The sequence below is a fragment of the Clostridium saccharoperbutylacetonicum N1-4(HMT) genome (assembly GCF_000340885.1).
Classification (GTDB): Bacteria; Bacillota; Clostridia; order Clostridiales; family Clostridiaceae; genus Clostridium; species Clostridium saccharoperbutylacetonicum.
Map to the genome: position 1 here is coordinate 692,726 of NC_020291.1, position 22,922 is coordinate 715,647.

The window sequence follows — 22,922 nt, forward strand, 5'->3', positions numbered from 1 at the left end:
TATGGCTAATACCTTTTTACTAAAAATAATAACACCAAGCCGTGAGGTTTATAGTGGAGATGTTGAAAAAATTTCTTTAAAAAGTGTAGATGGAGGATTTCAAGTATTTGCAAATCATGGAAATATGATAGCTAGTACAATACCATGTATTGCATTTTTTAAAGATGCTAAAGGTAATGATGAAGAATTATTCATTTCAAAAGCAATAGTACAAATTAATAATAATGAAATGTTAATAAGTAGTGATGCTGCTGAATTTGAAGAAGATATCGATGAAGTAAGAGCTAAGGAAGCAATGGAAAGAGCTGAAAAAAGACTTAAAGATATTGGAACTTACAATAAGCAAAGAGCTGAATCAGCATTACTTAGAGCAAAGGAAAGATTAAAATTAAAAAAATCTATTCATCATAGATAATATTTTAAGCTTACTAAAGTGTAGTAACTTTTATATAGGTGTAAATCTATATAAAAGATTTACACTTTATTTTTTTGCAATTTTTTATTCTAGATATTGACAATGTATCACAAAATTTTGAAAATTAAATACTATATAATATACAAATAATAAAGAATAAAACTTGAAGATATGGCCATAATTAAGAAAGATAAAATAAGGGGGATGTGACATGAATATAAAAATAAGTGCAGTAATTCTTATATTATTATCTTTTTTTAATTTAGGCGCTATTTCAAAAGGTATTAAAGTTGATGAAACTTCATTTAATTCTATTGAACAAAATCTTAGAAATATAAGTAAATTTAATGAAAATGGTGTAAAGCTTCAATATAAAACTAAAAATGATATAAATAGTGAGAATCTTAGGATAAAAGAATATTTAACTCAGAATATAAGCGGAAATTATAAAGAAATCCAAAAGGATCAGTTTGAAGTTGATAATAATGATTATAATATTAATGCAAAATCTTGGTATGAGAATCAATATACCTATGTTGAAATCACAATAATAAATAGAAATTCAAAGTTATCAACAGTGGATTTGAAAAATATGCTTAGAAAATTAGAAAATAAGAATTTAGAAAGTATGCAGTATTTTATTTATTATGAATGCAAAGGAATTACAGGAAATAAGGATTCGTTAGATAAATTTATAGATCAAAACAATATTCAGCATGTACAGTTATTAGAAATTAGCAATGGTTATACTGGGACAGGATATTTGAAAGATGGAAATAAGGTTAACTTTGCATTAACTCGATATAATACTGGTTCACATATAATAATTGGTACACCAATAATATTTACAACATACTAAAGCATATTGAAAAATTTATTTAATTGACTATAAATTTTGTTTTATAATGCATAATTAAAGTTTGATTTATTTTTCGAATGCTTAACAATTTATTATGGAGGATAATATGGAGAAAATAGTGGTTAAGGGTGTAAAACAGCTTAAAGGTGAAGTTGATATAAGTTCAGCAAAAAACTCGATTTTACCAATAATAGCAGCAACTATATTATGTCCAGAACCAATAATTATAGAAAATGCACCAAGATTAGAAGATGTAGAAGTTATATGTAGATTATTAAGTGAACTAAATTGTGATGTTGATATTTCCGATATTAGTAATAAATTAATAATAGATACAAAAAACATGGTAGAGATGGATGCAAATGAAGAATTAATGAGAAAAATGAGAGCGTCATTTTTAATTATGGGTCCTATGCTTGCTAGGTTTGGTTATTGCAAATTATCTTTACCAGGTGGTTGTAATATAGGCAGTAGGCCAATAGATTTACATCTTAAAGGATTTAAACTTCTTGGAGCTGAGGTTAAAACAGATCACGGATTTGTAGAAGTAAAAGCAAAAAAAATGGTGGGAAGTAGAATATATTTAGATTTTCCTTCAGTTGGTGCAACAGAAAATATTATTATGGCATCAATTTTTATTGATGGAGTAACTATAATAGAAAATGCAGCTGAAGAACCTGAGATATGGGATTTAGCTCAATTTTTAAACAAGATGGGTGCAAAAATAGAAGGGGCAGGATTTGGAAAAATAACAATTACAGGAGTAAGGAGTTTAAAAGGAACTGTGTATACTCCAATATATGATAGGATAGAAGCTGGGACATTTATGATAGCAGCAGCCATTACAAATAGTAAAATAAAGATAAATGGGATAAATGAAGAACATTTAAGACCTATAATAGAAAAATTAAAAGAATGTGGAGTAAATTTTAGTGATTATAAAAATAATTCTATAATAGTAGATGGAACAGGTACTAAAAACCCTGTTGATATAAAAACACTTCCATATCCAGGCTTTCCTACAGATATGCAGGCTCAGATGATGAGTTTATTATCTGTAGTTAAAGGTGTTAGTGTCATTACAGAAACGGTTTTTGAAAATAGATTTATGCATGTTGCTGAATTATTAAGAATGGGCGCTAATATAAAAATTGATGGAAGAACTGCCATAATTGAAGGAATAGAAAAATTAACTGGATGTGAAGTTAAAGCAACAGATTTAAGAGCTGGAGCAGCAATGATCTTAAGTGGATTATCAGCAGAAGGACAAACTGAAATAAGTGATATTTATCATATTGACAGAGGATATGTTAATATTGAAGAAAAATTTAGAAGATTAGGTGCAGAAATATATAGAGTGACTGTCTAGGGCATGTTGTATCTCATGATGTGATTGTAAAACATTATGAGATATTTTTTGTTATAAAAGGGGGGTAGTTGTTTATATGTGAAGAAAAGTTGAGTTACATAATTATCATAAATAATAATTCTAAAACATATAATAACGTAGGTTTAGGGAGGGGAATTAATGAGAATAATCAATATAAAAAACAGGAATATACAAATAAGCAATAACATATATACAATTGCTATTATGACCTTGGCGATTTTATTGACATTAATAGTATTACCAATAATATTTTTAGGATTAGGGAAGAGTAGCATTAATGCATTTAATACTGGAAATGGAGATGTAGATGTAGTTAAAGGGGGAGGAATAACATTTCCTACAAATGGGAAAGTGAAGTTATATCGTAAGGAAGAAAACAAAGTGGAAGAATTAGATTTAGAAGAATACATTATTGGAGTGGTAGCAAGTGAAGTTCCTGCAAATTTTAGTGAGGAAGCGCTAAAAGCCCAAGCTGTTGCAGCAAGAACATTTTATATGAGTAAGCGGGTGAATCCGTGTAAAGATGCAAAAAGTCATGAAGCGGAAGTTTGTGATACAAATAACTGTCAAGTATATATGAGTAAGGAAGAGAGGCTAAGTAAATGGAGTAGTAAGGATGGAGAAGATAATTGGAGTAAAATAAAAAAAGCAGTTTATGATACAAAAGGGCAGATTCTCACCTATGATGGAAGTGTGCTAGAATATCCTCAATTTTTTGCAACAAGTTCTGGAAAAACTGAAGATGCAAAAGATGTATTTTCAATTGATGTACCATATTTGAAGTCTGAGGAAAGTAAAGGGGAAGAAAATGCACCTAAATTTAAAACTAATACAGAAATTCCTATAAGTGAATTTATAAATAAAATCAATGCAAAATATCCAGAGGCAAATGTTAAAGCAGATAATTTGCCTTCACAAATCAAGATAGACAGCCATACAGACGGTGGAAGTGTAAAAATAATAAGAATAGGAAAAGAATCTATTAAGGGAACTCAATTTAGAGAGCTGTTTAATTTAAATTCAAGTAATTTTACTTTAGAATTTAATAAGGATTCAATAAAAATAAATTGCACGGGCTATGGACATGGTGTTGGAATGAGTCAATGGGGTGCAAATGCTATGGCTAAGAATGGCGATACATATGATAATATTCTTAAGCATTATTATAATGGAGTTAAGATTGCAGAAATTATATATACTTAGTTGAAAAATACTTGTTTTTTAATAGTTTATGACTATGTAAGACAAGTATTTTTTGTGTTTATTTTTTTGTTTGTAATTTTTAAAAGTGGGCATACTTTAAAATGACTTATGTAAAGAAGATTGAATAGAAAATAGTTTAAAACAAAAAATGTGGAATAAAAAAATAAAATTATGTATTAATTTTCAAAAAAAGGGAACTATATCAATAGGAGGTGTTCACTTTGAACAAAAATTTAAAAGAAAAATTTAAAAATTTATTTAGGAAGGAGGGATTTTATATCGCTTTATTCCTCTGCCTTTGCGTAATAGTGACTGTGGGTACAGTTTCGTATAAAATGCTTAATAATAAGCAGGAAGTAAATAAAACAGACGCAGATGATAGAGGCAAAGAGTTAACATTAAATACTAATGATAAACCAGCAAATCAAATTCAAAATGCTGAGAGAGCTCAAAATGATGAGAAAGTAAATAGTGATACTGTTAATAAAACAAAAACTGAAAAATCAGCTACAGTAACTACAACTAATAAAGTGAATTTTTCAAATCCATTAAATGGTATTGAAAGTAGAAAATATACTTATCCTTCACCAGTAAAAATGGAAGAAGGAATTTTTAGAACTATTAGAGGGGTAAATTTAGAAGCTAAAATAGGGACCGAAGTTAAAGCAGCAGCAGATGGAGTAGTAGAACTTGCTGAGAACTCAGGTGTTGAAGAAGGCGTAGTCATAGAAATTAAACATGCAAATGGATTAAGAACAAGATATGGAAATCTTGATGCAGATGTATCAGTAAAAAAAGGTGATAAGGTTAAAGCCAATCAAGTTATTGCAAAGGTAGGAGAAACAGCTAAGGTATTTAGTAAAGATGCCTTTGGTGAATTTTTAAATTTGCAAGTGATTGATGCCAATGGAGAGCAAGTTAATCCAGAAAAATATTTTAACTTAAAAACTAAATAACAATATAAGAAGATTATATTAGTCATTCATCCTGTTAAATGGTGAATGGCTAATAGAAAGAAAAATTGTAATTTATAAATTATTAAATCAAGGAAGTGGTATTTTGAAAGATTATATTGAAGAAAGGGTTCTAGATGTTGCAAAATATATTATAGATTCAAAAGCTACAATAAGAAAAACTGCAAAGGTTTTTGGTGTTAGTAAAAGCACAATTCACAAAGATATGACAGAAAGGCTTTTGAAAATAAATCCTGAAATTGCTCAAGAAACTCACTCGATATTAGAATTGAACAAGTCAGAAAGGCACATTAGAGGTGGAAAAGCTACCCAAATGAAATATAAAATTATTGAATCTTAGTGAAAATAAGTCTATAATATAATATTAGTAGAATTATGTAATCATAGGTATTAATATGTATTATAGGAGTGAAAAAAATAATGGGTTTTTGGAGAACAGGGATAGACTTAGCTATTGATTTAGGAACAGCAACAGTATTGGTCTATGTGAAGGGAAAAGGAGTTATACTAAAGGAACCATCAGTTGTAGCCATAAACAAAAATAATAATAAATTGTTGGCTATAGGTGAAGAAGCAAGAAAAATGATAGGAAGAACTCCAGGAAATATCGTTGCAGTTAGACCACTGAGAGAAGGAGTTATTTCTGACTATGATATAACTCAAAAAATGTTGAAAGAATTTATTAAAAAAGCATGTGGAAAGAGAAATGTTAGAGCACCAAAGGTTATTGTATGTGTACCATCTCAAGCTACAGAAGTAGAAAAGAGGGCTGTTATTGATGCCGCTATGAATTCAGGTGCTAAAACGGTTCGTTTAATAGAAGAACCGCTTGCAGCTGCTATTGGGGCTGGTTTAGATATAACAAAGCCAAGTGGATGTATGGTAGTTGATATTGGAGGAGGGACTTCTGATATTGCTGTCATTTCTTTAGGTGGAGTTGTAGAAAGAGATTCAATAAAAGTTGGTGGAGACAAATTTGATGATGCTATAATTAAATATGTTAGAAATGAATACAAGCTAATGATTGGAGAAAAAACGGCTGAAGATTTAAAAATAAATATTGGATCAGCATTTAAAAATTCTAGAAGTTTAACTTGTATGATGAAGGGAAGAAATCTTGTTACAGGATTACCAGATGAAGTGGAAATTACTACAGAAGAAGTAAGAAATGCTATAAAGGAACCTGTAGAAGCAATTGTTGACACAGTAAAAAGAGTATTAGAAAGAACACCACCTGAGTTAGCTTCAGATATAATTGAAAGAGGAATAGTAATGACAGGTGGAGGAGCATTAATACATGGTTTGGATAAGCTTATAGAGTTTAAAACAGGAGTAACTGCAATTGTTGCTGAAAATACTGTTGAATGTGTTGTTAATGGAACCGGTGAAGTACTTAATTATCTAGACAAGTTAGATAATGAAGTGAATGCTCAACAAATTGTTCTTGTAGAATAATGAAGGAATAAATAACAGTCCAAAATTTATTTTAGACTGTTATTTATTTTTTAATCTTAAAGCATTGGAAATTGTTCGTGATTTAAAGCATAGGCTTCTATAAATAACCTAGATATTATCTTGGCCATATTCATAATAAAGGATAGTCTTATACTGCGTGAAAAGAAGAATTCAGAATTATCACTTGAGTCAACGATTCCAATAACAGATGCTATACCAACGTCAGGAAGCTCTTTCCCTACTCCTTTTCCAGGATGTATGGCATAATCTCTTATTCGAATTTGCCCAATATCATCTTCATCTCCTAAACAAGCATCAATTCCAATTATGGAGGCATTTGGATGTTTTACACGTATCTCGTCTAAACGTTCATCTATATTTAAAGCGTGAATTGGAGCTGATAAAGTACCGTAAACAGGGAGAGGAAAAAAGTTTTCGGTTAAAATAGATCCAACTAAAGGACCTAAACAATCTCCAATGCATTTGTCAGTACCTATACAAACTATTACAGTATTTTCTGAAAGAAAATTTTTGATTTTTAGAGTTAAATTATGATGAAACTCAAAAGTATAATTAATGTCTGGCTTTAGCATAAAGGATATATCCCCCTTTCACAATATATATATATGTGAACTAAGAAGAAGATAGTATAAAAAAATAAATTATGGGAATAAATACTATAAAAGGAGATTTGTATGAAAAGAATTTTTGTGTATTTTATTCTAATTTTAACAATAATAATTAATATATATTTATTATTGTATTGGAATCCTGGGAAATTAAATAATGATAAGGGAGATTACAGCAAGGAAGTATTATCTTTTACAAAAAGTCCATATAAAGTTGATAAAAGTACAATGTTGGAGAAACTATCATCAGATGATAAGAAGGATATAGAAAAGATCATAAAAAAGTTGTCTGCATTTGATGTTGAAACAATAAGAGAATATTTTAATGATGCAAATGAACAGGAAGGAATAGTAAATATATTTAAACTTTTAAAAAAGAGATTATTGATAGAAGATTATAAAAAGATAGAAGAGATAAGTTCTAAGTATATAGATATTGATAATATAAATAAAATAATTAAAAAGAAAAAATAATTTAGATTAGTATATTAAAATGAAGTATATTGCAGAAATATGGAGTAAGTTGGGCTTAATTTCTGCAAATGCATGATTATAAGAGTTGAAATAAATACAATTTGCAGATATACTAGTCATTGTTGATTGATTGTCAAGCAACTGCTGTGAAAACAGAATAAGGAGGAATTCCCGAGTGGCCAAAGGGGGCAGACTGTAAATCTGTTACGTTTCGTTTCGATGGTTCGAATCCATCTTCCTCCACCAATAAATGGGCGCATAGCTCAGCTGGGAGAGCACCTGCCTTACAAGCAGGGGGTCACAGGTTCGAGCCCTGTTGTGCCCACCATTTAAAAGATAATAGCTGTTAAATCAATTGTTATTTTAAACCACAAATTGTTAGCTTTTAATTGAAAAGCTTAACTGTTAACTATAGAGTCAACTGTGAACTGTAATTATTAACTGTAAACTGAATATGCTGGCATGGCTCAACGGTAGAGCAGCTGACTTGTAATCAGCAGGTTGTAGGTTCGATTCCTATTGCCAGCTCCAATAATATAATTATAGTAAAATTGAGTTGTATTATTAAAATTAAATATGGAGGAATTCCCGAGTGGCCAAAGGGGGCAGACTGTAAATCTGTTACGTTTCGTTTCGATGGTTCGAATCCATCTTCCTCCACCAATAAATGGGCGCATAGCTCAGCTGGGAGAGCACCTGCCTTACAAGCAGGGGGTCACAGGTTCGAGCCCTGTTGTGCCCACCATTTAAAAGATAATAGCTGTTAAATCAATTGTTATTTTAAACCACAAATTGTTAGCTTTTAATTGAAAAGCTTAACTGTTAACCATAGACTCAACTGTGAACTGTAATTGTTAACTGAATACGCTGGCATGGCTCAACGGTAGAGCAGCTGACTTGTAATCAGCAGGTTGTAGGTTCGATTCCTATTGCCAGCTCCAATAATATAATTATAGTAAAATTGAGTTGTATTATTAAAATTAAATATGGAGGAATTCCCGAGTGGCCAAAGGGGGCAGACTGTAAATCTGTTACGTTACGTTTCGATGGTTCGAATCCATCTTCCTCCACCAAAAGAATAAACTACTATGTTTATTCTTTTTTTATATAAAATTTCTCTATTCTCTATATATAGAATTTATCTACGAATATTGACTAATAATTTCTTTTATGGTAGTATAATATATGAAAATTAAATAGAAACTCTTATCAAGAGAGGTGGAGGGAAAGGGCCCGATGAAACCCGGCAACCTGTATTATATAAGGTGCCAATTCCTGTAGGATGATTTCTACAAGATAAGAATAAGTGATTGTTGAAATCATGCTCTTCTTATCGAAGAGCTTTTTTTTATATTTAAGTTTGTGCACACTTAAATACTAGTCTAATATTAAAAAATAAAATTAAGGAGAGAGTTAAATGAGAAGATTATTTACTTCAGAATCAGTTACAGAAGGACATCCAGATAAAATGTGTGATCAAATATCAGACGCTATCTTGGATTCTATATTAGAAAAAGATCCAAATGCTAGAGTTGCTTGTGAAACATGTACAACTACTGGTATGGTTATGGTAATGGGAGAAATAACAACAAATTGTTATGTTGATATCCCAAAAGTTGTTAGAGAAACAGTAAGAGGAATAGGGTATGATAGAGCCAAATTTGGTTTTGACTGTGATACTTGTTCAGTACTTACATCAATAGATGAACAATCAGCTGATATTGCAATGGGTGTAGACGAAGCTTTTGAATCTAAGAAAGGTGAAAAGGATGAAGTTGAAGCTGTTGGAGCTGGAGACCAAGGAATGATGTTTGGTTTTGCAACTAATGAAACAGAAGACTATATGCCTCTTCCAATATATATGGCTCATAAGCTATCAAGAAGACTTACAGAAGTAAGAAAAGATAAAACATTAGAATATTTAAGACCAGATGGTAAGACCCAAGTTACAGTTGAATATGAAGATAATCAACCAAAGAGAATTGATACTATTGTTATATCAACTCAACATGATGAAAAGATTTCTTTAGAACAAATTCAAGAAGATCTTAAGAAATATGTTATTGATGCAGTTGTTCCAGCTGAATTATTAGATTCTGAGACTAGATATTTCATTAATCCAACAGGAAGATTTGTTGTTGGTGGACCACAAGGTGATTCTGGATTGACTGGAAGAAAAATAATAGTAGACACATATGGTGGATATGGAAGACATGGTGGTGGTGCTTTCTCAGGAAAAGATCCAACAAAGGTAGATAGATCAGCTGCTTATGCTGCAAGATGGGTAGCAAAAAATTTAGTAGCAGCAGGTGTTGCTGACAAATTAGAAATTCAAGTGGCATATGCTATTGGTGTTGCTAAACCAGTTTCAATAGAAGTAGAAACTTTTGGAACAGGAAAAGTAAGCGAAGAAAAAATTGTTGAAATAGTAGAAAAAGTATTTGATTTAAGACCAGGAGCTATAATCAGAGATCTTGACTTAAGAAGACCTATTTATAAGCAAACAGCTGCTTATGGTCACTTTGGAAGAAATGATCTTAACTTACCTTGGGAACAATTAAACAAAGTAGATGAAATAAAGAAATATCTTTAATAAATATAGTAAGAAGGCTATCTCTGAGTGCTAGAGGTAGCCTTTTTTACTTTTTGATATGGTTGACTAAAAATTAATCATGAATAATTAATTATTCACTTAAAGTAGGAAAGTATATTATTGATTGAAATATTGATATTTATGGTATAATTAAGAAATGCAAATAAGGTTTTAAACTAAGTTATTGTCTGTTATTAGTGTTTTGAATAATACAAATTAAAGATTTGGAGAGATTTTATGGAAGTTCTAAAAGGTTTTGTTGAAAGTATAGTTTTTAAAAGTGAAGATACTGGATATGTGGTGTGTAAAATTAGAAGTGATAATAATCTAATTAGCGCAGTAGGAACAGTTCCTTTTTTAAAAGAAGGCCAAAATGTGAAGTTAACAGGATATTATACTGTACATAAACAGTTTGGAAATCAATTTAATATTCAAGATTACGAAGAACTTCTTCCAACCTCTTTAGATGGGATAGAAAAATATTTAAGTGCAGGAGTAATTCATGGAATTGGTCCTGTTACAGCTAAGAAAATAATAGAGAAGTTTGGGGAAGAAACCTTAGGAATAATGGAAAATCACATTGAAAGACTTATGGAAATTGAGGGGATTGGAGAAAAAAAGTTTCAAATTATATATGAATCGTATATTGAGCAGCAGGGGTTAAAGGATATTATATTATATTTTCATAAGCATGGAGTAACTAATAATCAATGTATTAAGATTTATAAGAAATTCGGACCAAATGCAAAGCAAATAGTATCAAATAATCCTTATATATTATGTGATGAGATTTCAGGTATTGGATTTAGAACTGCAGATAGAATTGCAAGGAGCATAGGAATTCAAAATGATTCTGAGTTTAGAATTCAAAGTGGAATTAAGTATGTAATGAATCAATTTTGTGCTGCCGGAAACACATTTATGCCTATTAAAGATATAATAGAACAGTGTGAGGAGAATCTAGTAATAGCTAAGGAATTAATTGAGAAAAGTATATATGATATGGCAGCAGAGCAAAAGATAGTCGTTGAAAATATTAATGGAATGGAAGCTGGTTTTTTACTTCAATATTACTATTGTGAGCTTGGAGTAACAAGCAAAATAATAACGTTAGGTTTGCAACAAATACAAACTATAAATTCAGATATTGATTTTGAAATAGATGTTTTTGAAAAAGAACAAAAAATACAATTTGCCCCATCTCAAAGAGAAGCAATTATTGGAGCTTTTAATAACGGGATAGAAATAATAACAGGTGGTCCTGGAACTGGAAAAACTACCATTATAAAAGCTATTATTCACATTTATGAGAATAATGGCATGAAGGTAATACTTGGAGCTCCAACTGGAAGAGCAGCTAAAAGAATGACTGAATCAACTGGAAGAGAAGCAAAAACCATTCATAGACTTTTGGAAATGGGTATTTCGGAGGAAGATGAATCAGTTTTTGAAAGAGGAGAATCCTCGCCATTAGATTGTGATGTTATTATAATTGATGAAGCATCTATGATTGATATAATTTTAATGCAAAATTTGCTCAAGGCAATTAAATTAGGAACAAGACTAATAGTTGTTGGAGATGTTGATCAGTTACCATCAGTTGGACCAGGAAACGTATTAAAAGATCTTATAGAAAGTGAATATATAAAAGTTGTAAGGCTAAAAGAAATATTTAGGCAAGGCTCAGAAAGCTTGATTATAGTAAATGCACATAGAATTAATGAAGGAAAGATGCCTTTGTTAAATCAAAAGGATAAGGACTTTTTTTTCATTAGTGAGGAACATCAAGATAGAATTGTAGGCTTGATAATAGATTTAATAAGCAGACGACTTCCTAAATTTAATACATCATGGGATATATTAAAAGATATGCAGGTATTGACGCCCATGAGGAAGGGAACATTAGGAGTAGCTAATTTAAACGCCAGACTCCAAGAAATATTTAATCCACCATCGAAGGATAAAAAAGAAAAAACTTCTCGAGATATAGTTTTTAGAGAAGGAGATAAAGTAATGCAGACTAAAAACAATTATACATTAAAATGGATTAACATAAATAGTTATGGTGAAAATGAAGGCGTTGGAGTTTATAATGGTGATTTGGGATTTATTAAGAGTATTGATGAAGAGAGAAAAGCTTTAACAATTATTTTTGATGATGAAAGAAAAGTAATTTATGATTTTAATTTTCTAGATGAACTAGATTTAGCATATGCTACTACAATTCATAAAAGTCAAGGTAGTGAATTTAAGGTGGTTGTTATCCCTGCCTTTATGGGATCACCGTTTTTAATGAATCGTAATTTACTTTACACAGGAATAACAAGAGCCAAACAATTGGTAGTTGTAGTTGGGTTTCAAAAGGCATTAATGTATATGATTAATAATACAAATAGTATAGAAAGATATTCAGCTTTAAAATATAGAATAAGAGATATAATAGCTAAAGATGAATTTGAAGAGTAATTGAAAGGAGATTGTAATGCATGAGTAACGAATGTAAAGTAACAGATCAAGATTTAAAATATGCATTTGATAAAATAGACTATTGGTATAAAAAAAATATCAAATTTTTAACCATAGTTACAGTTCCCTTTAATACTTCATGTGTTTTTTCAAACATAATAAGTAAACTTTCAGAGGATAATGGAAAAGTGCTATATGTGTGGGGGAAAAGTGGAGAAAATAAAGAGCTGCTCAGTGCAATCAAAGAATTCAATTCAAGTGTAACTCATTCCTATATTGAAAAAGGAAAAACAAATTCTAATCTTACTTTTGTAAATTATAATAATTTATTTAAAGTTACCGAACTTTTTGATTTAATTATTTTTGATGATATAACTTACTTTTCTAACTTAAATAGTGGAAATGTTAGAGAGATATTAGATGTTTGTGCAGAAATAGGGGAAAGGGTTTTATTGTATAGCATAGAAAAATTAGCTTTAGTTGGGGAAAAATTTGAACTTGCAGCTTATAATTATAAGAAACCATTTGTTGAGCCGAGAATATTGACAACTAGAATTGATTTAAATACAGATATTCCTTTCACTCTGTATGATTATCTCAGATGGTTTAAAGAAAATAATCATAAAGTGGTTATTTATACACCAACTAATGAAAAATTGAATTTAGTTTACGATTATTTTTGTAATAAGTTGAAGCTTTCTGATGTAAAAATAATGAAAGCATCTAAAGAAGATGAAATAAAATTATGTGAGAAGGTATTAAAATATAAGGATAAGGCAATATTTGTAATAACAAATAAAATAGAGGAGTTACTTGAATATTGTTATATGGATGATGCTGTAATTTTATTCTCTGATAATGAGAGATATACTTATAAAAAGATATTATATATATGTGGACAAATAAGGAATATGAATTTAACATTACCAGAAGTTCTTTTAGTATCAAATGATATATCAGAAGATATGGAAAAAGCAAAAAATATGGCAAGAAATTTCAATAAAAAGGTATGGGAAAAACGTTTAATAGAATTGTAAAAAAACTCTTTGATGGATTGATTGAAATAATATATCCGAGAGAAAATTATTGCATTATTTGCAAGGAGGATGATTGCTTTGGAATATGTGATTCATGCAAGAGAAGTATAAAGACAATAGGCAAGGAATATCAAGATAAAATAATAAGCTATGGATATTATGGAGGAGTCTTAAAAGATTTAATACTAAGATTTAAGTACAAAAAAAATTTTACAGCAGGGGATATTTTATCAGAATTTCTAGAAGAATATATGATTAATAATATTGATTATAAAGGATATATATTAACATATATACCTTTATCAAAAAAATCCCAAAGAAACAGGGGCTTTAATCAGTGTGAATATATAGCCAAAAAAATAGCGAAAGACTTATCTATTGAAGTTTTTGAAATTCTAGTTAAACAAAGGGAAACAAAAGAGCAAAAGACTTTAAAAAAAGATGAAAGATATGAAAATATAAAAGATGCTTTTAAATTGAAGAATACAGTAACTATAAATAATGGAAAATTTATAGTTATTGACGATGTAACAACTACAGGTGCAACACTTTATGAAGCATATAAATTATTAAAAAAAAGCAAAGCAAAAGATATAAAACTCTTGACCTTAGCTAAAAGTCATATATAATAGTAATGTAAAGCTAGGTTTGTGGTTGAAAGTCGAAGCTAGTCGCAGGCAAAACGATCCACGTAATTTAGATAAAATGTCTAAGGAGCATGGTGCGGTATAGAAGTAAGTCCTGCCAGTTTATAAACTGAGAGGGTTAGTAGTGAGGAATTAAATTTTATTAGCAAAAGCTCCAGCAGGCGGGTGTGGGGTCAAAAACCAGGTCAACTAGCTTTACCTTACATACAAATTAATTGATTCTATATTTGTAAATTAACTTATTTGAAGTAAGTTGATTTTTTTTGGATAGAATTTTCAGAATTGACTGATAATTCTCTTGTTAAGTTCGATAAAAAGTGATAAAATATTAATAACTTAAACATATTAAGTTATTAACTTTTTCAAATGAGAGGGGCTGGAATTTATGAAAGTCACAGTTATAGCAAAAAATATGGAACTTACAGATGCGCTAAAGGAAATAGTGCAAAAAAAGATAAGCAAATTGGAAAAGTATTTTGATTCTAATGTAGATGCTAAGGCTACATTAAGTGTACAAAAAAGTAGACATAAAATAGAAGTGACTATTCCATTTAATGGGGTAATATTGAGAGGCGAAGAATCAACATCAGATATGTACAAGTCTTTAGACTTGGTAGAAGATAAATTAGAAAGACAAATCAGAAAACAAAAAACTAGGTTATCGAGAAAACATGGTGGGTCATTAAGATTTGGAGAATTAGGAAGTGTTGAGGATAATACTGCAGAAGAAGAACATGGTAAATTAGTTAAAGTAAAAAAATTTGGTATTAAACCAATGAATTCAGAAGAAGCAATCCTTCAAATGGATTTAATAGGACATAATTTTTTTGTATATGAAGATGCCGATAGTGGCAAAGTTAATGTGATTTATAAGAGAAAAGATGGAGATTATGGTTTGTTAGAACCAGAATTAGGATAAAATAAAAAGCAGCTGTCTAAGTATGCTACTAAAAAGCATTTTAGGCGGTTGCTTTTATTATATAACAATATATTATTATATAATGAAAGATAATGAAGCGATTAAAAATTTTATAGCTATAGGTTGGAATAATATTTGATATATTGGTAAATTATATTATATAAGTGATAAAAATATATAAAAGTATTTATTTATATGTTATGTTTTAGTGATAAATTTGTAATGGAATTATTACGATTAAATTAAAATTTGATGTTTTATTCAGTATTTATAACAAAAATCACTAGTTTTCTTGAAAATAAGCTATGTAAAATGCTATAATTATAAAATACGTAAATTAATAAATTGTATTAGTAATTAATATGAAATATAGAATTTCGAAAGGATGACATTATGGGACTATTAGATGCCGTATTTGGAACATATAGTGAAAGAGAAGTTAAGAGACTTAAACCTACTATACAAAGAATAAATGAATTAGATGAAGCAATGCAAAAGCTTTCTGATGAAGAATTAAAAGCTAAGACTGTTGAATTTAAAGAAAGATTAGGAAATGGTGAAACTTTAGAAGATATTTTACCAGAAGCATTTGCAGTTGTAAGAGAAGCTTCAACAAGAGTATTAGGGATGAAGCATTATGACGAACAGCTTATGGGTGGTATGGTACTTCATCAAGGAAGAATATCAGAAATGAAAACTGGTGAAGGTAAAACTTTAGTTGCAACATTACCAGCATATTTAAATGGATTAAGTGGAAATGGAGTTCACATTGTTACAGTAAATGATTATCTAGCAAAAAGAGATGCTGAGCAAATGGGTGAATTATATGGATTTTTAGGATTGACTACAGGTGTCATTGTACATGAATTAAACAATGATCAAAGAAGAGAATCTTATGGTTCAGATATTACTTATGGAACTAATAATGAGTTTGGATTTGACTACTTAAGAGATAATATGGTTGTTTATAAAGAAGAAAGAGTACAAAGACCATTAAATTTTGCAATAGTCGATGAAGTTGACTCAATTTTAATTGATGAAGCTAGAACTCCACTTATAATTTCAGGTCAAGGTGAAAAATCTACTGAATTTTATAAGGTTGCAGATTATTTTGCAAAGAAATTAGTTGCTGAAAAGGACTTTACTAGAGATGAAAAAGCTAACGCTGTTATGTTAACTGATGAAGGTGTTAGAAAAGCAGAAGTTACATTTAAAGTAGACAATTATGCTGATGCTGATAATATTGAATTACAACATTATGTAACTCAAGCATTAAAAGCTAATTTTGCCATGAGAAGAGATAAAGATTACATGGTTAAAGAAGGAGAAGTAATAATAGTCGATGAATTCACAGGAAGACTTATGGAAGGTAGAAGATATTCTGATGGTCTTCACCAAGCTATAGAAGCTAAGGAAGGCGTTAAGATTGCAAGAGAATCAAAAACTCTAGCTACTATTACATTCCAAAATTACTTCAGAATGTACAAGAAGTTAGCAGGTATGACTGGTACAGCTTTAACTGAAGAAAATGAATTTAGAGAAATATATGGATTAGACGTTATTGTTATTCCAACACATAGACCAATAGCAAGAAAAGATAATCCAGATTTAGTATTTAGTACTGAATTAGGAAAAATCAAAGCTGTTGCATCAGAAGTTGAAAAAGCTCATGCTAAAGGACAGCCAGTATTAGTTGGTACAGTTAGTATTGAAAAGTCAGAACTTCTTTCAAGTATGCTTAAGAAAAAAGGTGTACCACACCAAGTATTAAATGCTAAATTCCATGAGCAAGAAGCTGAAATAATCAGTCATGCTGGTGAAAAGGGAATGGTTACTATAGCTACTAACATGGCTGGTAGAGGTACTGATATTAAGCTTGGTGAAGGTGTAGTTGAACTTGGTGGTCTTAAGATAGTAGGTACTGAAAGACATGAATCAAGAAGAATAGATAACCAATTAAGAGGACGTTCAGGAAGACAAGGAGATCCAGGTGAATCAACATTCTTCATTTCATTAGAAGATGATTTAATGAGAATATTTGGTTCTGAAAAAATTCAAGGTGTTGTTGAAAAGCTTGGACTTCAAGAAGAAGAAGCAATTGAAAGTAAAATGGTTTCAAAAGCTATAGAGAATGCTCAAAAGAAGGTTGAAGGAAATAACTTTGATATAAGAAAACAATTATTAGGTTATGATGATGTAATGAATGTTCAAAGAGAAGTTATTTATAAGCAAAGAGCAGAAGTTCTTGAAGGTGAAGATGTAAAAGAAGAAATATTATCTATGATGAAGGATATTATTACTGATGCTGTTAATACACATATTACAGGTGAAAGTGAAAATTATAGAGAAGAATTCTTACATCTAATGGTAGCATTACAAGACATATGTGTAGTACCAGGAATGATTAACTTACCAAGTCTTGAGAATTTAGCAAATGATGAAATAGTTGAAAATATTTATGAAGCTGCACGTAAAGTTTATGAACAAAAAGAAGAAGAATTTACAGCAGAAAGATTAAGAGAAATTGAAAGAGTAGTTCTTTTAAGAGCAGTTGATACTAATTGGATGAATCATATAGACAATATGGATCATTTAAAACAAGGTATTGGATTACAATCATTTAAACAAATTGATCCAGTCCAAGCATACCAAATGGAAGGTAGCGAAATGTTTAATGAAATGATCGGAAAGATCAAAGAAGAAACTATAAAGCTATTGTTCCATGTTAAGATTGAAAGAACTCCAGAAAGAGTTAGAGTTGCACAAGAAACTGCTGCAATACATGAAGAGTCATCAAGCTCAGCGGTAGGTCCTGGAGGTCATCCAACACCAGGTCCAGGACAAAGTGAAGGACCAGTACCAGGTCCAGTTAGAAATACTGATAAGCATGGCAGAAATGAATTATGTTCATGTGGAAGTGGAAAGAAATATAAGAACTGTTGTGGAAGAGAAGCTTAGGCATTTTACAGTTGTCAATTTACAGTTTACAATTATGAACTTAGAGAGTAGAGTTCCAAGTTTATAGTTGGTGATTGTAAATATACAGCTAATAGTTAGTTGATGAAGTTAGAAGCTCTATGGAGTTTTTAAGAGAGTAGATTTTTTAAAGAATATATGTGATATAATAGATTCCGTAGAGTTTTTTAAGAATTGCCTTTTTATAAAAAAGCAATTTGAATTAGATTTCTACGGAATTCTTATTAATTGAAACTTAATTCTTTTATAAATTATGAAGATTCAACTAAACATAAAGTAAATAAAAAAGTTTTACTAAAGATACAAAACTATAAATTTAATAGTAAACTGAATATTCAACTGTAAAATATAAATCATGACCTCAACTGCAACCTACAAATAAAAACTGTAAACTATGAACTATAAACTAAAATGTAAACTGTAACCTTAGACTCTACTGTAAACTGTACATTGTAAACTGTGTAAATCGCAACTCAACTGTTAACTGTGAATTGTAAACTGTAAACTAAACAAAGGGGTGGTTAAATGATTATTGAGCTAGAAAAAGAATTAATGAAGCTTACTAATATAAAAAAATCAATAGAAGAAATGGGGGCTTCACTTTGACAGAGCAGGCTTAGAAAAAGAACTGCATGAATTAGAATGTCAAATGCAAGAAGCTGGTTTTTGGGATGATATTAAAAGAGCAGAAGAAGTTACTAAAAAAAGTAAGTCCATAAAAGATCAAATAGAAAAATTTGATAAGTTAAGATCGAAAGTTGAAGATGTTGAAGTTTTAAAAGAAATTATGGAAGATGATGATGAAGAATCTGCCAATGAAATAATACAATCTATACGAGAAGTAGAAGCTGAAATTGATGACTATAATATGAAGATTCTTTTATGTGGAGAGTATGATAAAAATAATGCTATTTTAACTTTACATGTTGGCGTTGGAGGTACTGATGCCAATGATTGGACAGAAATGCTTTTAAGAATGTATACAAGATGGTGCGAAAAACAAGGATATAGTGTTGAAACTATAGATTTGCTTCCAGGAGATGAAGCTGGAATTAAAAGTGTTACATTAAAAATAACTGGTGAATATGCATATGGTTATCTAAAGGCGGAAAAGGGAATTCACAGATTAGTTAGAATTTCTCCATTTAATGCAAATGGTAAGAGACAAACTTCTTTTGCATCTATGGAAGTACTTCCCGAACTTACAAAAGAGCAAGATATTGAAATTAAAGCTGATGATCTTAGAATAGATACTTATAGATCAGGTGGGGCTGGAGGACAGCACGTTAATAAAACAGATTCAGCAGTAAGAATCACACATCTTCCTACAGGAATAGTAGTACAATGTCAAAATGAACGAAGTCAATTTGCAAATAGAGATACTGCTATGGAAATGTTGAAGTCTAAATTAGTTGAATTAAAAGAAAGAGCTCACAAAGAAAAGATTGAAGACTTAACTGGAGATTTAAAGGATATGGGCTGGGGAAGTCAGATAAGGTCATATGTATTCCATCCATATAGTATGGTTAAAGATCATAGAACAAATGTAGAAACTTCAAATGTTACTGCAGTAATGGATGGAGATATAGATATGTTTATAAATGCATATTTAAAAAATTAATTTTTAGAAAAATAAATATTAGAAAAGTAGAAAGGATACTAAATCGAATTAAGGTTCCTTTCTATCGATTTACATGAATATATATTACCATTTTCAGTAGTACCAGTAGGCTATCCAGCCAAACAAAGCAGTGAGGTTGTTGATAGATTCAATAAAGATAAAGTTCATTATGAAGGGTGGAGATAATATGATTAAAATTGTTGCTAAAAATTTCGTGAAAAAAGAAAATATAGATGAAGTAATAAAACTTTCAAAAGAATTAGTGGATGAAACAATTAAGGAAGAAGGCTGCATAAGTTATGAAATGTATCAAGATGTAAATGATAATAGTATACTTACTATGATAGAAACTTGGGAAAATAGAGATGTGTTAGCTAAGCATTCAAAATCAGAACATTTTCAAAGAATAGTTCCGATGATGTCTACACATATGGAAAAACCAGCAGAAATGAATATATATACTAAAATATTATAAACATATAGAATATAGAAGACATTCTTAGGAGTGTCTTCTATATTTTTACTTGTATATAAATTTAAATTTATATTGATTTATAAAAAATATCTATTAATGAATAAACAGATATGAGAACAACGCAAATATATAATGATATATTTAGTCCTGGTTTTAGTATGCACATAATACCACCTCCAACTAATGCAAGCATTATTACAACACTGACAAATTTAAAAAAGCCAGATTTATTTGTTAAAAGAGTTACAACTGATGAAAACATAATAAGAATTAACACCAAAAAATAAAAAATATCCTTTAATTTATCTGAATAACTCATTATTTGAAATTCGTTAAGTGCAAGTGCTGAAAGTAGAAAAAGTAAAGAAAAAGAGCATATTTTACTAATATTTTTTATCATAAATAACCACTCCTTTTGGTAAAAATTTACATAATAATTATACAGTTATATTTATATATAGGCAATAGGAATATAATTATGAAAATAGTTCCTAAAATTTAAGAAATCTATGATAAAATGTAGATATAACTGAAAGAGGAGTTGAATATATGAAAATTCTAATAGGTGAAGATGAAAAAGATATAAGGAATCTTATTTCATTGCATATGAGAAAAGAAAATTATGAAGTATATGAAGCCTGTGATGGAAGAGAAGCATTAACAATATTTGAAAATGAAAAAATAGATTTAATTTTATTAGATATAATGATGCCAAATGTTGATGGTATTTCCGTGATACAAAAGGTAAGAGCTGTATCAACCATTCCTATAATTTGTATTACGGCAATGGGAAATGATTCAGATAAAGTTTTGGCATTAGGACTTGGTGCTGATGATTATTTGGTAAAACCTATAAGCCCAATTGAGTTATCAGCAAGAGTTGCTTCTAATCTTAGAAGATGTTATAAATATGCAGAGCATAAAGAGTCGACATATACAACTGGAGATTTAAAGTTACTTACTGAGACTTTTGAAGTATATAAAGGGGATAAAAAACTTGAATTAAATCCAAAAGAATTTAAAATTTTGAAATTACTTATTTCTAATTTGGGTAAAGTGTTCACTAAAAAGCAAATTTATGAGGAAGTATGGGAAGAAGCATATTTTGGTGATTCTAATAATATAATGGTTCATTTAAGCCATATAAGAGAAAAAATTGAGGACGACCCTAAAAATCCTATTTACATTAAAACCATAAGAGGTATAGGTTATAAAATTGAGAGGGTTAATGTAAATGAAAGCTAAGAAAATAAAAAGAAGTGTTACAACTGAATTTTTTGTTACATACTTTTTAGGATATATAGGCATTACTTTAATAATATTATTGTCTGTGGTAATATCTTTTATGTCATATGAGTTTTTTTGTAGATCGAGTAAGTTCAATTCATATTTTGAAGAATTGGGAACAAAATTGACAACAGATAGTACTAGTGTAACTGATGAAGAATTAGCAATTGTTGATGGGTTTGTGATAAAAATACAAAATGATAAGGTCTCTTTTTCTAAAGGAAATGTTATTAAAGAATTTAATAATTTAAGTTTAGAAAGTTATATGAAGTTCTTTGGGGTAAATAAGGATAACAAGACATCATTGAATGATGATTTTTTGGCTTATACTATAATGAACGGATTTAATAGTTCTGTATTTAATACAGAGAATGATATTAAGTATACAATCTTTACTAAATATCTAGAAGAAGAAAATTCTTTAATTGTTATGGGATGTCCTTATGAACAAATTACAGTACCTAATAAAATTACTAAAATAATTCCTCATAATTTTATTATTAAGATTATAAGTCTGATTAACGTGTCTGCAATTCTTTTAATTGTTTATATTTTGGCAAGAGTATCGTCAAAAGCTTTCATAAAGCCAATAAAGACATTATTAAAAGGGGTTATAGAAATATCTCAAGGTAATTATGATATAGAAATCAATATCAATACAAAGAATGAATTCCTTGAACTGGCTAATGGATTTAATATGATGGCAGAAACAATAAAAAATGAACGAAAAGAAAAGGAAAAATTAGAAAAAGCAAAAGAAACTTTAATATTAGATATATCACATGATTTGAAAAATCCACTTGCTTCAATTTTAGGTTATAGCGAAACTTTGATTAACAATACAGATTTAGATGAAAGTGAAAAAACGGAATATCTAACTATAATAAATAAGAATTCTCAAAGGGCTAATAAGTTAATAACAGATTTGTTTGAATTTTCCTTATATGCAAAGACTGATTATGAATTAATAACAGCAAAAATAGATATTTGCGAATTTTTAAGACAGACCATTGCAAACTATATCGCAGAATTTGATCATAAAAAATTTCAATATGATTTTGATATATGTGAAGATGCATATTTTGTAATGGCTGATGAAGAAAAGCTAGCTAGGGCAATTAATAATATTTTAGATAATAAAATTAAATATAATTCAGAAGGAAATACCATAGGAATAAAGACTGAAATTAGAGGAAATTGTTTTTATATTATATTATCAGACGATGGTGAACCTATTCCGCAGGAATATAAAGAAAATATATTTAATCCATTTGTTAGGGTTGATAAATCTAGAAATTCTAAAACAGGTGGGACAGGACTTGGACTATCTATTACAAAGAAAATCTTGGATAAACATAATGGTGATATAAGAATAATTGATAGTAATGAAGGCACAAGTTTCGAAGTGATGTTGCCTTTAGTAGGTGTTAAGAGTGGTAAATAAAAAAAATTTTGAAATTTAGAAGTGGCACATCTTAAACAGAATTTTAAGGTTAATTTAA

At 29.4% G+C, this 22,922-nt stretch carries 20 protein-coding genes, 7 tRNA genes and 1 riboswitch; of the genes, 25 read left to right on the forward strand and 2 right to left on the reverse strand.

The annotated features are described in order from the left end of the window. The first annotated feature begins 1 nt into the window (after position 1). The 7 genes from atpC (at position 2) to mreB (ending at position 6,296) form a co-directional block, all read left to right on the forward strand. Positions 2 to 415, forward strand: a complete 414-nt coding sequence (atpC, locus tag CSPA_RS03065; RefSeq protein WP_015390745.1) for an ATP synthase F1 subunit epsilon — start codon at positions 2 to 4, stop codon at positions 413 to 415. 211 nt (positions 416 to 626) lie between these two features. After that, on the forward strand, positions 627 to 1,274 hold the full coding sequence (locus CSPA_RS03070) for a hypothetical protein (RefSeq protein WP_015390746.1): 648 nt from the start codon (positions 627 to 629) through the stop codon (positions 1,272 to 1,274). A gap of 106 nt (positions 1,275 to 1,380) precedes the next feature. Further along, positions 1,381 to 2,643, forward strand: a complete 1,263-nt coding sequence (gene murA / locus CSPA_RS03075) for a UDP-N-acetylglucosamine 1-carboxyvinyltransferase (RefSeq protein WP_015390747.1) — start codon at positions 1,381 to 1,383, stop codon at positions 2,641 to 2,643. A gap of 159 nt (positions 2,644 to 2,802) precedes the next feature. Continuing rightward, the gene (spoIID, locus tag CSPA_RS03080; protein ID WP_015390748.1) at positions 2,803 to 3,867 is read left to right on the forward strand and encodes a stage II sporulation protein D; all 1,065 of its coding nucleotides are present in this window, start codon (positions 2,803 to 2,805) and stop codon (positions 3,865 to 3,867) included. A 221-nt stretch (positions 3,868 to 4,088) separates the two neighbouring features. Continuing rightward, positions 4,089 to 4,823: a M23 family metallopeptidase gene (locus CSPA_RS03085; RefSeq protein WP_015390749.1), complete on the forward strand. Its 735-nt coding sequence runs from the start codon at positions 4,089 to 4,091 to the stop codon at positions 4,821 to 4,823. Between the two features lie 103 nt (positions 4,824 to 4,926). Continuing rightward, complete coding sequence (spoIIID, locus tag CSPA_RS03090; protein WP_015390750.1) at positions 4,927 to 5,181, forward strand: sporulation transcriptional regulator SpoIIID; 255 nt, start codon at positions 4,927 to 4,929, stop codon at positions 5,179 to 5,181. 80 nt (positions 5,182 to 5,261) lie between these two features. Beyond that, entirely contained in the window at positions 5,262 to 6,296 is a 1,035-nt protein-coding gene (mreB, locus tag CSPA_RS03095; RefSeq protein ID WP_015390751.1) for a rod shape-determining protein MreB, read from the forward strand. A 56-nt stretch (positions 6,297 to 6,352) separates the two neighbouring features. Here mreB and yyaC read toward each other — a convergent pair whose 3' ends face one another. Next, the gene (gene yyaC, locus CSPA_RS03100; protein ID WP_015390752.1) at positions 6,353 to 6,889 is read right to left on the reverse strand and encodes a spore protease YyaC; all 537 of its coding nucleotides are present in this window, start codon (positions 6,887 to 6,889) and stop codon (positions 6,353 to 6,355) included. Between the two features lie 102 nt (positions 6,890 to 6,991). On the opposite strand from yyaC, the gene CSPA_RS03105 reads away from it, so the two are divergent. From CSPA_RS03105 to CSPA_RS03180, 16 genes are all read left to right on the forward strand, one after another. After that, positions 6,992 to 7,399, forward strand: a complete 408-nt coding sequence (locus CSPA_RS03105) for a hypothetical protein (protein ID WP_015390753.1) — start codon at positions 6,992 to 6,994, stop codon at positions 7,397 to 7,399. 161 nt (positions 7,400 to 7,560) lie between these two features. After that, positions 7,561 to 7,645 (forward strand) — tRNA-Tyr (locus CSPA_RS03110). Positions 7,646 to 7,651: 6 nt separating this feature from the next. Further along, positions 7,652 to 7,727: transfer RNA gene (locus CSPA_RS03115), tRNA-Val, on the forward strand. Between the two features lie 128 nt (positions 7,728 to 7,855). Further along, a tRNA-Thr gene (locus tag CSPA_RS03120) sits at positions 7,856 to 7,930 on the forward strand. Positions 7,931 to 7,977: 47 nt separating this feature from the next. Then, positions 7,978 to 8,062: transfer RNA gene (locus CSPA_RS03125), tRNA-Tyr, on the forward strand. A 6-nt stretch (positions 8,063 to 8,068) separates the two neighbouring features. Then, a tRNA-Val gene (locus tag CSPA_RS03130) sits at positions 8,069 to 8,144 on the forward strand. A gap of 121 nt (positions 8,145 to 8,265) precedes the next feature. Continuing rightward, positions 8,266 to 8,340: transfer RNA gene (locus tag CSPA_RS03135), tRNA-Thr, on the forward strand. Positions 8,341 to 8,387: 47 nt separating this feature from the next. Next, positions 8,388 to 8,472 (forward strand) — tRNA-Tyr (locus CSPA_RS03140). A gap of 130 nt (positions 8,473 to 8,602) precedes the next feature. Beyond that, positions 8,603 to 8,702: riboswitch (SAM riboswitch) on the forward strand. Positions 8,703 to 8,816: 114 nt separating this feature from the next. After that, entirely contained in the window at positions 8,817 to 9,992 is a 1,176-nt protein-coding gene (metK, locus tag CSPA_RS03145) for a methionine adenosyltransferase (RefSeq protein ID WP_015390754.1), read from the forward strand. A gap of 237 nt (positions 9,993 to 10,229) precedes the next feature. Further along, positions 10,230 to 12,458: an SF1B family DNA helicase RecD2 gene (recD2, locus tag CSPA_RS03150; RefSeq protein WP_015390755.1), complete on the forward strand. Its 2,229-nt coding sequence runs from the start codon at positions 10,230 to 10,232 to the stop codon at positions 12,456 to 12,458. A gap of 20 nt (positions 12,459 to 12,478) precedes the next feature. After that, positions 12,479 to 13,495, forward strand: coding sequence for a hypothetical protein (locus CSPA_RS03155; protein WP_015390756.1), 1,017 nt, complete (start codon positions 12,479 to 12,481; stop codon positions 13,493 to 13,495). Further along, a complete protein-coding gene (locus CSPA_RS03160) occupies positions 13,468 to 14,124 on the forward strand; it encodes a ComF family protein (RefSeq protein WP_015390757.1) in 657 nt (218 codons plus the stop codon). The genes CSPA_RS03155 and CSPA_RS03160 overlap by 28 nt, the downstream gene beginning before the upstream one ends. Positions 14,125 to 14,527: 403 nt before the next feature. Further along, the gene (hpf, locus tag CSPA_RS03165) at positions 14,528 to 15,061 is read left to right on the forward strand and encodes a ribosome hibernation-promoting factor, HPF/YfiA family (RefSeq protein ID WP_015390758.1); all 534 of its coding nucleotides are present in this window, start codon (positions 14,528 to 14,530) and stop codon (positions 15,059 to 15,061) included. Positions 15,062 to 15,454: 393 nt separating this feature from the next. Beyond that, the gene (gene secA, locus CSPA_RS03170; protein WP_015390759.1) at positions 15,455 to 18,019 is read left to right on the forward strand and encodes a preprotein translocase subunit SecA; all 2,565 of its coding nucleotides are present in this window, start codon (positions 15,455 to 15,457) and stop codon (positions 18,017 to 18,019) included. A 543-nt stretch (positions 18,020 to 18,562) separates the two neighbouring features. Next, positions 18,563 to 19,658, forward strand: a protein-coding gene (prfB, locus tag CSPA_RS03175; RefSeq protein ID WP_144053524.1) for a peptide chain release factor 2 whose coding sequence is annotated in 2 segments (ribosomal slippage) — positions 18,563 to 18,640 and positions 18,642 to 19,658 — 1,095 coding nt in all. Because the reading frame shifts where the segments join, the coding sequence is not laid out codon by codon here. 187 nt (positions 19,659 to 19,845) lie between these two features. Beyond that, positions 19,846 to 20,133, forward strand: coding sequence for a putative quinol monooxygenase (locus CSPA_RS03180; RefSeq protein ID WP_015390761.1), 288 nt, complete (start codon positions 19,846 to 19,848; stop codon positions 20,131 to 20,133). 67 nt (positions 20,134 to 20,200) lie between these two features. Here CSPA_RS03180 and CSPA_RS03185 read toward each other — a convergent pair whose 3' ends face one another. After that, on the reverse strand, positions 20,201 to 20,533 hold the full coding sequence (locus CSPA_RS03185) for a hypothetical protein (protein ID WP_015390762.1): 333 nt from the start codon (positions 20,531 to 20,533) through the stop codon (positions 20,201 to 20,203). 149 nt (positions 20,534 to 20,682) lie between these two features. Here CSPA_RS03185 and CSPA_RS03190 point away from each other — a divergent pair, with 149 nt between their 5' ends. Together CSPA_RS03190 and CSPA_RS03195 are read left to right on the forward strand one after the other, a co-directional pair. After that, positions 20,683 to 21,378, forward strand: a complete 696-nt coding sequence (locus CSPA_RS03190; protein ID WP_015390763.1) for a response regulator transcription factor — start codon at positions 20,683 to 20,685, stop codon at positions 21,376 to 21,378. After that, positions 21,368 to 22,864: a HAMP domain-containing sensor histidine kinase gene (locus CSPA_RS03195; RefSeq protein WP_015390764.1), complete on the forward strand. Its 1,497-nt coding sequence runs from the start codon at positions 21,368 to 21,370 to the stop codon at positions 22,862 to 22,864. Before CSPA_RS03190 ends, CSPA_RS03195 begins: the two co-directional genes overlap by 11 nt. The last annotated feature ends 58 nt before the right edge of the window (positions 22,865 to 22,922 follow it).

What these genes read in the sequence shown, in the direction of transcription:
- hpf (WP_015390758.1), top strand. Translation starts at nt 14,528, where the DNA reads ATGAAAGTCACAGTTATAGCAAAAAATATGGAACTTACAGATGCGCTA.
- CSPA_RS03190 (WP_015390763.1), top strand. Translation starts at nt 20,683, where the DNA reads ATGAAAATTCTAATAGGTGAAGATGAAAAAGATATAAGGAATCTTATT.
- secA (WP_015390759.1), top strand. Translation starts at nt 15,455, where the DNA reads ATGGGACTATTAGATGCCGTATTTGGAACATATAGTGAAAGAGAAGTT.
- CSPA_RS03180 (WP_015390761.1), top strand. Translation starts at nt 19,846, where the DNA reads ATGATTAAAATTGTTGCTAAAAATTTCGTGAAAAAAGAAAATATAGAT.
- spoIID (WP_015390748.1), top strand. Translation starts at nt 2,803, where the DNA reads ATGAGAATAATCAATATAAAAAACAGGAATATACAAATAAGCAATAAC.
- CSPA_RS03070 (WP_015390746.1), top strand. Translation starts at nt 627, where the DNA reads ATGAATATAAAAATAAGTGCAGTAATTCTTATATTATTATCTTTTTTT.
- CSPA_RS03105 (WP_015390753.1), top strand. Translation starts at nt 6,992, where the DNA reads ATGAAAAGAATTTTTGTGTATTTTATTCTAATTTTAACAATAATAATT.
- CSPA_RS03160 (WP_015390757.1), top strand. Translation starts at nt 13,468, where the DNA reads ATGGGAAAAACGTTTAATAGAATTGTAAAAAAACTCTTTGATGGATTG.
- CSPA_RS03185 (WP_015390762.1), bottom strand. Translation starts at nt 20,533, where the DNA reads ATGATAAAAAATATTAGTAAAATATGCTCTTTTTCTTTACTTTTTCTA.
- CSPA_RS03155 (WP_015390756.1), top strand. Translation starts at nt 12,479, where the DNA reads ATGAGTAACGAATGTAAAGTAACAGATCAAGATTTAAAATATGCATTT.
- yyaC (WP_015390752.1), bottom strand. Translation starts at nt 6,889, where the DNA reads ATGCTAAAGCCAGACATTAATTATACTTTTGAGTTTCATCATAATTTA.
- atpC (WP_015390745.1), top strand. Translation starts at nt 2, where the DNA reads ATGGCTAATACCTTTTTACTAAAAATAATAACACCAAGCCGTGAGGTT.
- recD2 (WP_015390755.1), top strand. Translation starts at nt 10,230, where the DNA reads ATGGAAGTTCTAAAAGGTTTTGTTGAAAGTATAGTTTTTAAAAGTGAA.
- CSPA_RS03195 (WP_015390764.1), top strand. Translation starts at nt 21,368, where the DNA reads ATGAAAGCTAAGAAAATAAAAAGAAGTGTTACAACTGAATTTTTTGTT.
- murA (WP_015390747.1), top strand. Translation starts at nt 1,381, where the DNA reads ATGGAGAAAATAGTGGTTAAGGGTGTAAAACAGCTTAAAGGTGAAGTT.
- mreB (WP_015390751.1), top strand. Translation starts at nt 5,262, where the DNA reads ATGGGTTTTTGGAGAACAGGGATAGACTTAGCTATTGATTTAGGAACA.
- metK (WP_015390754.1), top strand. Translation starts at nt 8,817, where the DNA reads ATGAGAAGATTATTTACTTCAGAATCAGTTACAGAAGGACATCCAGAT.